At 62.0% G+C, this 15,102-nt stretch carries 13 protein-coding genes; 5 read left to right on the forward strand and 8 right to left on the reverse strand.

Features of this window, described 5'->3' with window-relative positions:
- Window positions 1-65: 65 nt before the first annotated feature.
- The 3 genes from PZN02_RS03215 to PZN02_RS03225 all read left to right on the forward strand — a co-directional run bounded on the left by PZN02_RS03215 (window position 66) and on the right by PZN02_RS03225 (window position 3,904).
- On the forward strand, window positions 66-869 hold the full coding sequence (locus tag PZN02_RS03215) for an SDR family oxidoreductase (RefSeq protein ID WP_280660181.1): 804 nt from the start codon (window positions 66-68) through the stop codon (window positions 867-869).
- 86 nt (window positions 870-955) lie between these two features.
- Window positions 956-2,572, forward strand: coding sequence for an LTA synthase family protein (locus tag PZN02_RS03220; protein WP_280660182.1), 1,617 nt, complete (start codon window positions 956-958; stop codon window positions 2,570-2,572).
- A 15-nt stretch (window positions 2,573-2,587) separates the two neighbouring features.
- Complete coding sequence (locus PZN02_RS03225; RefSeq protein ID WP_280660183.1) at window positions 2,588-3,904, forward strand: capsule biosynthesis protein; 1,317 nt, start codon at window positions 2,588-2,590, stop codon at window positions 3,902-3,904.
- Window positions 3,905-3,931: 27 nt separating this feature from the next.
- Here PZN02_RS03225 and PZN02_RS03230 read toward each other — a convergent pair whose 3' ends face one another.
- From PZN02_RS03230 to PZN02_RS03265, 8 genes are all read right to left on the reverse strand, one after another.
- Window positions 3,932-4,942 carry a KpsF/GutQ family sugar-phosphate isomerase gene (locus PZN02_RS03230; RefSeq protein ID WP_280660184.1) on the reverse strand — a complete coding sequence of 337 codons (1,011 nt, stop codon included), beginning with the start codon at window positions 4,940-4,942 and terminating at the stop codon, window positions 3,932-3,934.
- A gap of 146 nt (window positions 4,943-5,088) precedes the next feature.
- Complete coding sequence (locus PZN02_RS03235) at window positions 5,089-5,544, reverse strand: RrF2 family transcriptional regulator (protein ID WP_280660185.1); 456 nt, start codon at window positions 5,542-5,544, stop codon at window positions 5,089-5,091.
- 273 nt (window positions 5,545-5,817) lie between these two features.
- Window positions 5,818-6,027, reverse strand: a complete 210-nt coding sequence (locus tag PZN02_RS03240) for a hypothetical protein (protein ID WP_280660186.1) — start codon at window positions 6,025-6,027, stop codon at window positions 5,818-5,820.
- Between the two features lie 507 nt (window positions 6,028-6,534).
- Window positions 6,535-9,069: a protein translocase subunit SecD gene (secD, locus tag PZN02_RS03245; RefSeq protein ID WP_280660187.1), complete on the reverse strand. Its 2,535-nt coding sequence runs from the start codon at window positions 9,067-9,069 to the stop codon at window positions 6,535-6,537.
- 114 nt (window positions 9,070-9,183) lie between these two features.
- A complete protein-coding gene (locus PZN02_RS03250; protein WP_280660188.1) occupies window positions 9,184-9,594 on the reverse strand; it encodes a hypothetical protein in 411 nt (136 codons plus the stop codon).
- 158 nt (window positions 9,595-9,752) lie between these two features.
- Window positions 9,753-11,366 carry a 5-guanidino-2-oxopentanoate decarboxylase gene (locus tag PZN02_RS03255; protein WP_280660190.1) on the reverse strand — a complete coding sequence of 538 codons (1,614 nt, stop codon included), beginning with the start codon at window positions 11,364-11,366 and terminating at the stop codon, window positions 9,753-9,755.
- Complete coding sequence (locus PZN02_RS03260) at window positions 11,363-12,553, reverse strand: pyridoxal phosphate-dependent aminotransferase (RefSeq protein ID WP_280660191.1); 1,191 nt, start codon at window positions 12,551-12,553, stop codon at window positions 11,363-11,365. Before PZN02_RS03260 ends, PZN02_RS03255 begins: the two co-directional genes overlap by 4 nt.
- 49 nt (window positions 12,554-12,602) lie before the next feature.
- Entirely contained in the window at window positions 12,603-13,217 is a 615-nt protein-coding gene (locus PZN02_RS03265) for a TetR family transcriptional regulator C-terminal domain-containing protein (protein ID WP_280660192.1), read from the reverse strand.
- Window positions 13,218-13,491: 274 nt separating this feature from the next.
- Between PZN02_RS03265 and PZN02_RS03270 the strand changes: the two genes are divergently transcribed.
- Both PZN02_RS03270 and PZN02_RS03275 read left to right on the forward strand, forming a co-directional pair.
- Window positions 13,492-14,265, forward strand: a complete 774-nt coding sequence (locus tag PZN02_RS03270; protein WP_280660193.1) for an ABC transporter ATP-binding protein — start codon at window positions 13,492-13,494, stop codon at window positions 14,263-14,265.
- Between the two features lie 36 nt (window positions 14,266-14,301).
- Window positions 14,302-15,084 (forward strand): transporter substrate-binding domain-containing protein, encoded by a 783-nt coding sequence (locus PZN02_RS03275; RefSeq protein WP_280660194.1) that lies wholly within the window; start codon window positions 14,302-14,304, stop codon window positions 15,082-15,084.
- Window positions 15,085-15,102: the final 18 nt, after the last annotated feature.

The raw sequence follows: 15,102 nt of genomic DNA on the forward strand, positions 1-15,102 counted from the left end.
AAACCGTTACAGACGTGAATTGCAGTGAAACCTCTGTCCCCTTGAGCCGCAGGCGGAACCTCAGCATGACCCATGTGATCATCACCGGTGGCTCGAGCGGCATAGGCCTGGCACTAGCATCCGTCTACGCGAGCCGGGGCGCACGGCTTTCTCTCATCGCACGTTCCCGCGATCTTCTGGACCAGGCCAAAGAAATGCTTGTCTCGGAGCATGGTGCAATGGCCGGAGATATCCACGTGGAGGCAGCCGACGTTGCCCGCGAGGAAGAAATCGAAACGGCCATTCGACGCTGCACCGAAACATTCGGCCCCTGCGACATTCTCGTGACCTCGGCCGGCATCGTCGAACCGGCACCTTTCGAGGAGCAGCAAAGCACGATCTTTCGCCGACAGATCGAAACGAACCTCTGCGGCACGGTGCATGCCGTACGCGCCGTCTATCCGGAAATGAAGCGGCGGCGCAGCGGCCGCATCATGATGATCTCCTCGGGCGCCGGCTTGATCGGTATTCACGGCTATACCGCCTATAGCGCGTCGAAATTCGCGTTGCACGGCTTTGCCCAGGCGCTCAGAAGCGAGGCGCGCCGCCACAATGTCGGAGTGTCGGTCAGCTTTCCGCCCGATACCAAGACACCGCAGCTCGCGCGAGAACTCGGCCAGCGGCCGCCCGAAGCAACCGTGGTGATGGGGGCGGTGCGGCCCTGGACCGCCGAAGCGGTCGCAAGCAGGCTCGTGAAGGCCATCGACCGGCGGCGGCCTGAAGTCTATTTCGGCCTTACGCTTTTCCTGCTCGGCCGCTTCGGACCGGCCGTCAGACCGCTCCTCGACTGGTGGTTCGACAGGGCAATCGCCCGTAATAGTGGACGGTGAAGGCACCGGGGTGCGGCCGCGCTTGTGCCGGCCAACGTTAGCATTTAAGTGTCGAGCGACGGCCTGCTGCCGAGGCGGCGTCGGCGGTGAAATGGCTCAAAGGTATCGGCTTGGCGCTTCTTCCCTTCCAACTGCATGACTACCCGGCAGCGCTGACCCTCTTTTGCTATCTCCTGTCCTGTGCGGTGATTTTCTTCACGGATCGCTTCGCTCTGCCGGCACGCGAGCGCAGGAGAAACAGGCCTCCCTACGGACGCAATCATGATATCATCGACGCGCTCGCACGCCTGCCGGTCATAGCACTCGTCTTTGCTGGTTTTTTCGCGATTTCCTGGCGGCCCCTCTATGCCGCTGCCGGAGTCATGAGCTTCTTTATCATCTTCACCGGCATTTCCCGCGCGAAGTTCAAGTTCATCCGCGAGCCGCTGGTTTTCTCAGACATCGCCCTTGTTGCGGACGTCTTCAAATACAAGACGATCTTCTACGCGACTTCGCTGAATATCCTGTTCTGGATCGTCGCATTCCTTTACGTGTTCGGCGTCTCCGCACTCTACATGTATTTCGAGCCGAGCATCTTGCCCGCGGGAGGCAAGTTGTTCTGGATTCTGCTGATGATCCTCGCGGCAAGCGCGCCTTGGGGGCTATTGTTCTATGGTCCGGTGAACCGGCCGACAGCGGCCCTCGTGCAAAAGCTCGTAAAGGCCGTCAAGGTCAAGACGAATACGGTGCGCTTTGGGACGTTTGCCTCTGTCGTCTTCCATTTCATCATATGGCTGGGCGTGAAACGCGAAAAAATCGTCGCCGAGCTCTCTGAACGGCTTCGCGCCGTCGTGCTGGATCTGATCGGGCACGAGGAAGCCCCGCTGATCATCGTCTGGCAATCGGAATCCTTCATCGACATGCGCCACTTCGGCGTCAAGACGATCAAGCTGCCGACAATCGACCGGCTGCGCAAACAGGCGATACAGTGGGGCCGCCTCAGCAACGTGTTCGAGGGCGGCTATACCTTGCGTACCGAGTTCGCTGTGCTGAGCGGACTTGTGCCGGACGATCTCCATGTCGATGCGAGCTATCCCTATCTGCGCGCCTCCCATTACGCAGATGTCGTCTGGCCGGGAAAACTGAAGCGCGCCGGCTGGCATACACACTTCATCCACCCTTATGACCGCACGTTCTTTCTCCGGCACAAGGCAATGCCACAGCTTGGCTTCGACAAGCTCACCATGCTGGACGCCTTCGACCACAAGCCCGAGCGCGACGGGCTCTATGTGTCCGACGCGAAACTGACAGAAAGAGTGATCGCGGAAGTCGAAAAGCTTCCGGAAGACGAAAGCGGCTTTTTCTTCGTCGCGTCCATGGCCAATCACGGCCCGTGGGAGCCCGGCCGCGTGGACACGCTCACGAATCCCGTCGATATCTACATGGAAATCCTGCAGCAGTCGGATGCTGCCCTCAAGCAGCTGGTCGACAGTCTCAACAAGCTCGAGCGTCCCGTCTGGCTCGTGTTCTACGGCGACCATGCGCCTCTGCTGAAATCCTTCGCGGACCCGTTCCCGGATCCCCGGACGGACTATTTCATCGTGCCGCTCGCCAAGGCCCGCCCCGCCCAATCCGGTGCGAAAGCACCCAAGGACGAGGACCCCTGGAACCTGATACGGTCGCTGCTCAGATATGCGAACCTGCAAAAGGATGCGCTGCAATAGCGGCGGCGACTGGCAATGACAGCGGACACGACGATCAATCGCTCGACACCAAGGACATTCCTGTTTCTACAGGGTCCCTCGTCGCCGATCTTTGCCAAGATCGCAGACCGGCTCGAGGCATTGGGCCACACTTGCCTTCGCATCAACCTCAATGTCGGCGACCAGATCTTCTGGCGACGCGGAGGCGCCTTCAATTACCGCGGTTCCATGTCGGCGTGGCCAGCCTTTGTTGAGGCCTTCATCCGTCGCCGCGCCGTTACCGACCTCGTGCTCCTTGGCGAAGAGCGCCCCTACCATCAGGCCGCGATCGCCGCTGCCGGCCAGACAGGCGTTGCCGTCTTCATCGTGGAGATGGGCTATTTGCGCCCGGACTGGTTGACGCTGGAGCGTGGCGGCATGTCGTCCAACTCGCATTTTCCAGCCGAACCAGACCAGATCCTCAGCGCGGCTGCCGGCCTGCCGGAACCGGACTGGCGGCGGCGTTACGAGCAGTCCTTCCTCGCCGAAGCAACCTGCGATCTGCTTTACAATCTTCCGAACGTCTTCCTTTTCTTTCTTTTTCCGGGCTATCGCCGGCACGGGATATTTCATCCCCTGGCGGAATATGCGGGGTGGCTCTTGCGCCTAACCACGCAGAGGCGGCGACAACGCGCAGCCGATGCCCTCATCCGCTCGCTAGCCTCGGAGGGCAGCGATTATTTCGTCTATCCGCTGCAGTTGGAGACCGACTATCAACTGCGTGCGCACTCGCCGTTCAACAGCCAGAAGGAAGCGATCCGCGCGATCCTCGCCTCTTTCGCACACCACGCCCCCGCGGGCAGCAAACTTGCGATCAAGACCCACCCCCTGGACAATGGCCTCATCCGCTGGCGCAAGGTCGTCGCTGAAGCAGCAGCCAAGACCGGAATCGCGGACCGCGTCGCTTATCTCGACGGCGGCAATCTGGACGCTTTGGCGCAGGGGAGCGCGGGCGTCGTCACGGTCAACTCGACCGCCGGTCTGCATGCGTTGAAACAGGGCAAGCCCGTAAAAGTGCTCGGCAGTGCCGTATTCGACATTGCTGGGCTCACCGATCAGCAGCCGCTGGATGCGTTCTGGCAAACGCCTCGAGGGCCGGATGCCGCCTTGAGTGCGGCCTTGTTCAGATTGATGGCCGCGGCAATCCAGGTGCGCGGTAATTTCTATTCGAGCGCAGGCACTAGCGCCGGCGCAAACGCGATCGCGGAGCGTTTGCATCAGGGCGTCGTCAACGAGCCCGGGGCCTTCATCGACCCTCCGCCCAGGCGAAAACCGGCGAAAAGCGCGCGCCCTGTTGCACTTGGGGGCGGCTGACGTCATCGCCCGCCGTTGACGGTCGGATCACGCCACGCCGGCGCGCAAGAGGTCGTGAATGTGCAGGATGCCGACCGGGAGCCCGGCGTCGTCGACCAGGAAAAGGACGGTCACCTTGTTCTCCTGCATGAACTCCATGGCGGCGCTGGCAAGGACATCGCCTTTGACGACCCTCGGATTGCGCGACATCACGTCCTCGACCCGCTGAAGCAGCAGATCCCCCGCCATGTGGCGGCGCAGGTCGCCGTCGGTAATCACACCGATCAGCGTGCCGCCTTCTTCGACAATGCCGACAACGCCAAATCCCTTCGACGACATCTCGATGACCGCTTCGCTCATCGGACGGCCGACCGAAAGCAGCGGCACCTGTTCTGCCACATGCGCCAGTTCATGCACCAGGCGCAGTTGCGCGCCGAGCTTGCCGCCGGGGTGGAATGTCTTGAAATCTTCAGCCGAGAACCCGCGTCGCTCGAGGAGCGCGATCGCCAAGGCGTCTCCGACCGCGAGCTGCAGCATGGCGGACGTCGTGGGCGCGAGGCCGTGCGGACAGGCCTCCGGCACCTTGGGCAGCACCAGGGCAACGTCGGAGTTGCGGGCAAGGATGCTGTCGCGATTGGCGCAGATCGAAATGACTGGCACCTTGAAGCGCTTGGCATAGGTGAGCATGTTGCCAAGCTCGGCCGTCTCTCCCGACCAGGAAAGCAGGATCAGAACATCCTGCGACGTGACCATACCGAGATCGCCATGGCTCGCCTCGGTCGGATGGACGAAATAGGCGGACGTGCCGGTGGACGCCATGGTCGCCGCGATCTTGCGGCCGATATGGCCGCTCTTGCCGACGCCCGACACGACGACCCGGCCCTCGCTGTCGCCGATCAATTCGACCGCGTCCACAAGGCTGCGCGCAAAGACTTCATCCGTCGTCAGGTGATCGGCGAGAGCCTTGATCCCATTGGTTGCGGTCGTCAGCGTCCTGCCGATCGAATCCAGCATGGCGGAGCGGGATTGCCCATCCGCCTTCACTTGTCTCAAGCCCATCGTTGACCCTAGTCCCCGCAACGAAATTGTCCGAAAGCCCGCCGTTTCAGCGGCAATTTGAGTATATAGAAGGCAGATAAGCGCTTTTTCTTGGCAAACCAAGTCTATTTACGACTGTTTGCACTGAAACCGGCAGTCTTCGGCCGTCAGCCCGCGCGTTTTTCCTCGATAATCTCGTGCGGCGGCTCACCGTCGCGCGCAAATTCCGCGAGCGTCATCGAATCGAGAATGGAGGCGATGGCATCTCGAACCGTCGTCATCGATATCCGTACACGACAGGTCTCGGGGTCGCTGCAGTCTTCGCAGACCTCATAGGCCGTGCGACTGGCGCAACGGATCGGTGCGAGGGGACCGTCCAGCGTGCGTATGACATGGCCGATGCGAATCTCCGATGCCGGGCGAGAAAGCGAATAGCCGCCACCTGGTCCCTTCTTGGAACGGAGCATGCCGGCGTTGCGCAATTCGAGCAGAATCGTATCGAGGAATTTTTTTGGAATGTTGTTGCGCTGGGCGATTTCATTGATGAAGGCGGTCTCGCCAGGTTCGAGGCGCGCCAGATCGACGAGGGCCTTGAGGCCGTATTTTCCTTTCTTCGTCAGCATTCCCAGAAATTCCCCTCCCGGTCCCCAAACGGCGGGACCGTTGGCAACAACACAATCCTGTCTTGGCATAGCACAAGAAACGCCCCGCCAATACACAATTTTGGTGGACAATTCGGGAGGATGAACTTCAAATTTGATGGATTTGCTGCCGCATTGCGGCGGAGGCTACAGCGCCGCGCGTCTCATCAGACGCGCAAAGGACGCTGTATCACCTTGAGTTGCTGCATGTTTTCAACCTTAAATCGACTACGATTTAAGGAAACATGCAGTAGATCACGCCGCCGCAATGCCAACCTGATGGTTTCTGGCGCCCTGGCCGGAGAGCAGACGGCTGATCGCCGCACGCGCTTCATCGGCCGAGCGGAAACGCTGCGCGTCCAAGTCCCAGACGTGATACTTCACGGCCAAGAACTTCAACCGGTCCTCGTCAGGGACAACAACGCCGACGGCCTCGCCGCCATATTCGATAACTTGCTTGCTCATGTAATAACGCTCCTCCACGCCCCGCGGCGCGGATCATTCGATTCTCGGCAAAAAGGTGAATTCGGGAAGTTCAGACAGTCACATTCGGCGAAGTGCGCGAAGGTGACGTTTCACTGTTGCACGACAATAGGAACGCGAGCCGCAGAAAGCGGCGGTCGAGACGATTCCGGACATGTCACTCTCCTTTGGCTGGGGCCGGGCGCATCGCACGCCGCGGCGGTTCATGAACAATGTGAGGCGGACTCCTTCCGCGTCACGGTCTGCAAACTAGAATAATCTACCAAATTAGTCAATTCCAAAAACAAAGAGGAGAAAAATAATTCTCTACGCTCCCGTTTTGAACCGTCATGGCGACAATTCTATTTTTGTCGTCCTCGCTGAGAACTCTCACGCTATCTAGGTAGCGACGAATCAATCTGCAAGGGACGATGCTATAAAGACAGCACTTTCGGACGAAAAAGGGGCGGCCGTCGGCCGCCCCTTTTGGTTTTGTCATTTGTGATCGGATCAGGCCGTCGGCGCTCCCGGCTGCTGCGTCGCACTGCGAGCCGCCTCGCGGTCCTTCCACCAGCGGCTCAGGAACAGGAGGATCGGTCCACCGATATAGATCGACGAGGTCGTGGCGACGATGACGCCGAACATCATCGGCCAGGCGAAGCTGCGCACCGTTTCGCCGCCCCAGATCGCCATCGGCACCAGCGAAAGGGCCGTCGCCAGCGAGGTGAAGATGCATCGCGCAATCACCTGGTTGATGCTCATGTCGATGAGATCGGAGAAGGGCATCGACTTATACTTGCGCAGGTTTTCGCGCATGCGGTCGTAGACGACCACCTTGTCGTTCACCGAATAGCCGATCATCGTCAGCAGCGCGGCGATTGCCGTCAGGTTGAAGTCCACGCCGGTCAAGGCGAAGAAGCCCACCGTCTTGGTGATGTCGAGCAAGAGCACCGCGATCGCGCCGACGGCGAAGTGCCACTCGAAGCGGAGCCAGATGTAGAGCAGGATCGCCACCATCGCGAGACCGACGGCGAGGAAGCCGGAACGCTGCAACTCGCCGCTGATCGTCGGCCCGACGACCTCGGTCCGCTCCAGGGTCGAGCCGGGAACGGACGCCGTCACCGCCTCCTTGATCCGGTTCAGCGCCGCCGTCTGCTCCTGCTCGCCGCCCGGCTGCCGCTGGACGCGGATCAGCACCGATTGGCCGCCGCCGAAGTCCTGCAGCGCCACCTCACCGAGGTTGAGCTCCTCAAGGCTCTGGCGTAGCGTCGCCAGATCGATCTTGTCCTTCGACACCGCCTCGACCTGAATACCGCCGATGAAATCGATGCCGTAATTCAGGCCCGGCGTGAAGAACAGGACGACGGAACTGATCGACAGGAAGGCCGAAAAGCCGATCGCCTGGAAGCGTCGCTTCATGAAGGAGAAGGTCGGCAGGTGCGGCACGCGACCGAAGAGCGACGGAATCTCCAGCTTCTTCATCTTGCGGCGGACAACGACCTCGCGCATCAAGAGGCGCACGACCGTGACCGACGTGAACATCGAGATGACGATGCCGAGCATCATGGTGACGGCAAAGCCGCGGACGGGGCCGCTGCCGAGCCAGAACAATAGGATCGTGCCCGCAAGCGTCGTGACGTTGGAGTCGAGAATCGTGGCGTAGGCCTTGTTGAAGCCGACGTCGAGCGCCTTCATCGCGCCGGCGCCCCCTTCCGTCTCTTCGCGGATGCGGGCGTTGATGAGGATGTTGGCGTCGACGGCCATGCCGATGCCGAGGATGATGCCGGCGATACCGGGCAAGGTGAGCGTCGAGCCGATCAGGCCGAGAACGCCGATCGTCATGATCGTGTGCAGCACCAGGCCCACATTGGCGATCATACCCCACGCGCCGTAGAGCACGATCATGAGCGTCACGACGAGACCGAAGCCGGCAAGACCGGTGTAGAGACCCATGCGGATCGAATCGCTGCCGAGGTTCGGGCCGACCGAACGCTCTTCGATGATCGTGAGCGGCGCCGGCAGAGCGCCAGAGCGCAGCAGCGCCGAAAGGACGGTCGCCGACTCGGCAGTGAAGTTGCCGCTGATCTGACCGCGGCCGCCGAGGATCGGCTCGTTGATGACCGGTGCGGTCAGCACCTTGCCGTCGAGGACGATTGCGAAGGGGCGGCCAACATTTTCACGCGTGATTTCGGCGAACTGGCGGGCGCCAAGCGAATCGAAGGTGAAGTCCACGACCGGCTGGTTGGTGCGCTGGTCGAAGCCGACTTTGGCATCGTCGAGGCGCTCGCCGGAAATGGCAACGCGGCTTTCGACCGGATAGCGGTTGCCGTCATCGGCGCCGGGAAGGATGTCGACGCCGCGCGGTGCCGGCTGCGTGACGTCCACGCTCTGATCGAGCATGTGGAAGCTCATCTGTGCCGTGGAGCCCAGGAGCTCGCGCAGACGGGTCGGATCCTGCAGACCAGGCAACTGTACGAGAATGCGGTTCGAGCCGATGCGCTGGATCAGTGGCTCGGCGACGCCGACCTGGTCGACGCGGTTGCGGATGATTTCGAGACTCTGCTCGACCGCCTTGGTCATGCGGTCGGCCATGCCGGCCTCGGTGATCGCCAGCGTCACCACGTCGCCGTTCGTCGTCACCTCGACCTCGGGAGCGGAGGCGCCGAAGCCGATCGTGCTGACCGGAGTCGCCAGTTCCTGCAGCTTCGGCAGCGCCTTTTCGCGATCGGCCGCGTCCGCGATGCTGACCGTCACGCTGTTGCCGCTGATGCGCGCCGACGAGGCGGAAACGCGTTCGCCACGGAGAACCCGGCGGGTATCGTCGAGAAGCGTATTGAGCCGCGCCTTCTGCAGGCCGGCGCCGTCGACCTCGAGAACGAGGTGCGAGCCACCCCTCAAATCGAGACCGAGAGTGACCGGCTTGAAGGGTAGCACGGCAGTGAACTGCTCTCTCATCGCCTGCGGCAGAACGCTCGGCATCGCCGCGAGGCATCCGAAAATAATAATCGCGACATAGGCGAGGACCGCCCATTTGGATGTACGCATGTGGAAATTCCATGAATGCCTGAGCGCGCTCAACCAGCGGCGTCCGGGCTAGGTTTTCATCAAAACTCAGGCGGAACCGGAGATCGCCGGCTCCACCAAACGCTGAAGGATGCTTTATGCCCGGGGCGGGGCGCGAATGCGTTCGCTGAAAAACGGCGCGCCTGCAGCGACGTCCGCGCGCGGAAACGACGGCGGTCGAGCGTTTTCAAGGGTTGGCAAGTTGGCGAGGTTGAAGAGAAGAACCGGTGGGAGATCGCCTCCGGTCGTCGATTTTCCATCCGCTCGCTCGCCGACGAGACGGAGATCAGGCAACGTAACGGCCCTGGAACCCTGCCGCACCACTGGACGGTCGGAAGAACCGGTATCCGGCAAGGCGACGTTGCCGGTCGGCACGCCTGCGGCAACGCGGCTCGAAGCACTCTGCCCAACGGCAATGACCTGCATGGCAAAGGAGGCACAGAACAGCCACAGCACGGCAAAGAGCCGGCTGGCCTGCATGCTCTTGCTGCCACCCAAGAGGTTCATCGAGGACACTACCCCTTTTTCTCGACCGGATGCCGGCGAGACGAAATTCAGCCCGACTGCTTCAGCCTAGCGAAAGAACATGGCCGGATTCGAGCGTGCGGCGCTCTTAACACCATTCCGAGGCGGAAAAGTCAAATCCGGCTCGGCTCCTCGCCTTTTCAGGCGGTGACGCCGACGGTCTTTGCTTGATGGATTTCAATCAGCGAAGGCCCGGGTCGCGCAGCCGCCTCAGTGAGCGCGCGCGGGAGATCGCGGACATCGGCCAGCCGCTCGGCCCTGACGCCATAGGCCCCGGCAGTCATCAGAAAGTCTGGAGCAGAGGGCTTCACGCCTTCCGGGGTGATACCGGAATCGACCATGTAGGACTCGATTTCCTGATAGCCGTCATTGTTCCAGACGAGGAAGATCACCCTGGTCGCGGCATCGACGGCCGAGCCGATCTCGGCCAGCGAGAATTGGAAGCCGCCGTCGCCGACGAGGCAGACGACAGGCCTGCCGCGATCCGCCACGGCCGCGCCCACCGCCGCCGGCGGTGCATAACCGAGCGCCCCGTAACCGGTCGCGGAATTGAACCAACTCCGTTGCCGAGGTGCATCGCAATAGAGGTTGCCGGCGTAAACGGCCTGCGTGGAGTCCCCGACGATCGCGCAATCCGGAAGCGCCCCGTAGATCATGTCGATGACGGCCACTTCCGCACGCATCTTGGCGGACAATTCCTTCAGCGCCGCCTTGCGGGCCGCTTCCGCGCGTTCTGCACCGTCCCTTGCAGCCACATGGCCGGGCAGAAAGCCTAGGATGCCCGCCGTCGCCATCTTCGCGCCCGACAGGATGGAAAGTGCTGCCTGCGGCCCGCGGGCAAGCTGCGCGGCGTCGATGTCGGTGCGGATGAGATTGCGGAGTTCCGGAAACCCGCCATCGGCATAGAGATCGTAGTCCGTTTGGCCCATCTCCGTGCCGAGCGCCAAGACAAGATCCGCGGCCCGCAGCAGGGCGCGTACCGCCTTCAGGCTCGGGCTCGCCGGGACCCTCAGGGGATGGCCCGCAAGCATGCCGCGCGCGTTGACGGTCGTCGCCACCGGCGCGCCGATCTGCTCGGCGAGTTGCCTGACTTCCGCTTCCGCCGTCAGCGCACCGCCCCCGCAGAGAATCACCGGACGCGCAGCGTCGGCGCACAGGATTGCCGCCTTCTGCAGGGTTTCACTGTCGGAGCGCGGGCGGGTCGCCGCGGCAGGTCTGGCCGGCTTGCTCTCGATCCTCAGAGCCATCACCTCGGTCGGAATCTCGATGTGCACCGGCCCAGGCCGGCCGGAAAGCAGGACTGCAAAGGCCCGGTCCACCACAAGCGGCAAATCCGTGGGGTTGAGCAACGTGTGGGAATAAAGCGCCAGCGTCTTCATCATCCCGTGCTGGTCGGGCAATTCATGCAGCAGGCCGCGTCCGTGGCCGAGCGAATCACGACGGTTGACGCCGGAAATGACCAGCATCGGGATCGAGTCCTGGCGGGCCTGCGCCATCGCCGTGATGGTATTGGTCAGGCCCGGACCGGTGATCACCAGCGCGACACCAGGCTTGCCGCTGACGCGGGCATATCCGTCGGCCATGAAGCCCGCGCCCTGCTCGTGCCTCGGCGTGACATGGCGGATCTTCGATGAGGCAAGACCACGATAGAGCTCGACCGTGTGGACGCCTGGAATGCCGAAAACGACTTCGACACCGTTTGCCTCGAGGAGATCGACAAGCACCTCGCCTACGGTTTTCATTTCAGCAGTCATGCGCGGCGCTCCTTGCGGGCGGTCAAGCGTTCCGCCAGAGAGCTGATGCGCCGGCATGCTTCGTCAATATCGGAATCGGGCACTGTGAGGCTCACGCGCAGGAAATTTTGCGCTTCCTCGCCGAAGGAAGAGCCCGGCATCACCGCCACGCCTTCCTCTTCGAGCAGCGCCCAGGCGAAGGCTGCACCGGACAGGCCGGTACCGGAGACGTCGATCAGCGTGAACATGCCCGCTTCCGGCGGTAGAACAAGGACACCCGGCGCATCGGCAAGGCCATCAACGATGCGCCCCGCGCGCCGCTTGTAGGCTTCGCGCATCTTTTTCGCCGTGTCGATCTCGTGCGTCAGGGCGTAAGCCGTCATGTCGGCGATGAAGGGCTGCACGCCGAAAAGCATGGTCTCGGAGATAGGCAGGAGGCGATTCGTGAATTCGACGGGACCGACCGCCCAGCCACTGCGGAAGCCTGGCGCAGCATGCGACTTGGAAATCGATGAGACGACAACGGTGCGCTCAGCGAGATCGGCATTGTCGAAGGGCGACGCGAACGCAGCATCGAAGACCAACTCCTCATAGACTTCGTCGCAGACGATCCAGAGGTCGTGGCGACGGGCGACTTCGCCGATGGCCGCGATTTCGGCGGCGGTCAGCACCGCACCAGTCGGATTGTGCGGGGTGTTGAGGAGCAGCACGCGGCATTCCGGCGTGATGGCCTTCTCCAAGTCCTTCGCCCGCATGTGAAAACCGAATTCGGGTTTCAGCGGAACCAGGACATGGTGGGCACCGGTGGAACGGATGACGCCTTCATAGGTGGCATAGAGCGGATCGCCGACGAGCACGGCGTCGCCAGCCTCGACGAGGCCCAGCATGACGGCAAAGAGCGCCGTCTGCGTGCCCGGAAAGCACAGGACGTTTTCTGCAGTCACATCGGCCCGGCGCCGCCGGTATTTCTCCGCAAGAGCAGCGACGACGGCCGGTTCGCCGCGCCCGTTCGAGTAGCGGTACCGCCCGGCATTCATGGCACGCTGACATTCGTCGAGCAGGGAGCGGTCCGGCGGCAGATCCGGCTCACCGATGGTCAGCTCGATGATATCGGCCCCTTCTGCCTTCAGTTGGCGCGCGCGGATGTGCAGCGTCCATTTACCGGAACCGAGATCAGCAAGACGTGAGGTGATCGCCGCGTAGCGCAAATGTTTGCTCCCTTTTGGTCATTTGTTTTTATGCATGTCGTTACATGCATTAGTTTTCTATCGGCAGGCCGAGCACGGCCTCGACCGAGGCCATGGCGATGCTGACCAGTTCGCCATCGCGAAAGAGGTCGCCGGCAAGGCAGCCTTCGACCCAGAGCCCGTCCACCAGGCCGTTGATCGCAATTGCATACCGGCGGCACTCCTCCTCGCTTGCGGGCTTGCCCTTGGCGGCAAGGAATTCGCTCAGCAGTTCCTGCAGTGTGTTGCGGAAGGCGAGATAGCCCTCGCGGTGAATCTCGGCGAGGACCGGATCGACCCGCACCTGGCTGATGAAGGCTGCCCAGAGCGAGACGCTGCGGCTGTCAGCAACCGGCTCGGTGAGGTTGACCGCGATAAACTCTCTCAGCCGCGTCGCAGGATCGCCCTCGACATTCTGGGCCTTCTCGGTGAGAGACGCGATGACGGCGCGGTAGGCCTCCGCGACCATCTGATCCTTGGACTCGAAATAGTGGCGGACGAGCCCCGCGGTGACGCCGGCGCGGATCGCGATCTGCCGAACGGTCGCGCCTTTCAGGCCGAATTCCGAGATGCAATCGAGCGTCGCCTCGATCAGTTCCTGGCGCCGCTCGCCCTCGGGAGCGCGGTGAAATGTGCGGCGAGTCACTGCAACCTCCGGTGCGCAGCGCGGCGCAACCAGATCGTCAGTGTCAGCGAACCGGATGTGCCCATGCGTTGCTCCTGCGGTGATGCTCGTTCGAACAGCGCGGCCAAAAAAACCGCGACGAAGTTATTATACGCTTGAATAATATCGGCACAAGTGCAACATTCCCCCCAATGAAACAGCGTGACAAGCCGAAGATGCTGCACGAGAGAACGACCAGGGGAACTGTTTTCATGCCTTCAAGGAAAGCTCTTCGAGCCACGGGAGTGGCGCGTCGATGACGGGTACGGCCCAGGCAATCGCGGTCACTGACCTGCACAAGCGTTTCGGGCCATTGGAAGTGCTGAAAGGTGTGTCGCTTACGGCTCGACAGGGCGACGTGATCGCGATCATCGGCGGCAGCGGCTCGGGCAAATCCACCTTTCTTCGTTGCATCAACATGCTGGAATTGCCGTCGGCCGGACGTGTCAGCGTTCACGGCGAGGAGATCCGCATGAAGTCCGACGGCCATGGCGGACTGATGCCCGCCGATCGCAAGCAAGTGCAGCGAATCCGCACCCAGCTCGGCATGGTCTTCCAGAATTTCAATCTCTGGCAACACATGACCATTCTTCAAAACGTCATCGAAGTGCCGGTGCACGTGCTCGGCAAATCCAAGGCCGAAGCGATCGAGACGGCGGAGACGCTGCTGCGCCGGGTCGGGCTTTACGAGAAGCGCGACGCCTATCCGGCCTTCCTCTCCGGCGGCCAGCAGCAACGCGCGGCGATCGCCCGGGCACTGGCGATCCAGCCGCTGGTGATGCTCTTCGACGAACCAACCTCTGCGCTCGATCCGGAGCTCGTCGGCGAAGTGCTCTCCGTCATCGGCGATCTGGCACGCGAGAAGCGGACGATGATCCTCGTCACCCACGAGATGAAGTTCGCCCGCGACGTCGCCAATCACATCGTCTTCCTGCACAACGGCGTCATCGAAGAACAGGGGTCGCCTGAGGCGATCTTCGGTGCGCCGAGATCCGAGAGGCTCAAGAAGTTCATCAGCTCCATTCACTGAATTCCGCAATGCTCAACAACCAAAAAAGGGAACAGCATGAAGAAGACATTGAAACTCCTGGCCGTCGCGGCCGCGTTGTCGATCACCGGCGCCGTCGCGGCGCAGGCGGAAACGGTCAAGGTCGGTTTCGCCGCCGAGCCCTACCCGCCCTTCACCTCGCCTGACGCCAACGGCAACTGGGAAGGCTGGGAAGTCGAGTTCATGAAGGCGATCTGCGCCGAGGCGAAACTCGACTGCGTGATCACGCCGGTCGCTTGGGACGGCATCATCCCGGCGCTGACTTCCAAGAAGATCGACATGATCGTCGGTTCGATGTCGATCACCGAAGAGCGCCTGAAGACGATCGATTTCTCCGACAAGTACTACAACACGCCAACCGGCATCATCGGCACTAAGGGCGAGGACATCAAGCCGACGCCGGAAGGCCTTTCGGGCAAGACGCTTGGCGTGCAGGTTTCGACCGTACATCAGGCCTATGCGACCAACCACTTCGCTCCGGCCGGCGTGGAGGTCAAGGAATACCAGACACAGGACGAGGCAAACCAGGATCTGGCCGCCGGCCGCGTCGACGCCGTCCAGGCGGATGCGATCGCGCTCGATGCCTTCCTGAAGAGCGACCAGGGCAAGGAATGCTGCGACTACAAGGGTGATGTTGCCCAGGATCTCGCCGTCCTCGGCCCCGGCGTCGGTGTCGGCCTGCGCAAGGGCGAAGCCGAGCTCAAGGACAAGATCAACGCGGCGATCAAGGCGATCCGCGAAAACGGCACTTACGATACCTTCTCGAAGAAGTATTTCGACTTCGACATCTATGGCGGCTAAGCGCCTCGGCCGGCAGTC

Source organism: Sinorhizobium garamanticum, from assembly GCF_029892065.1.
Taxonomy (GTDB): Bacteria; Pseudomonadota; Alphaproteobacteria; order Rhizobiales; family Rhizobiaceae; genus Sinorhizobium; species Sinorhizobium garamanticum.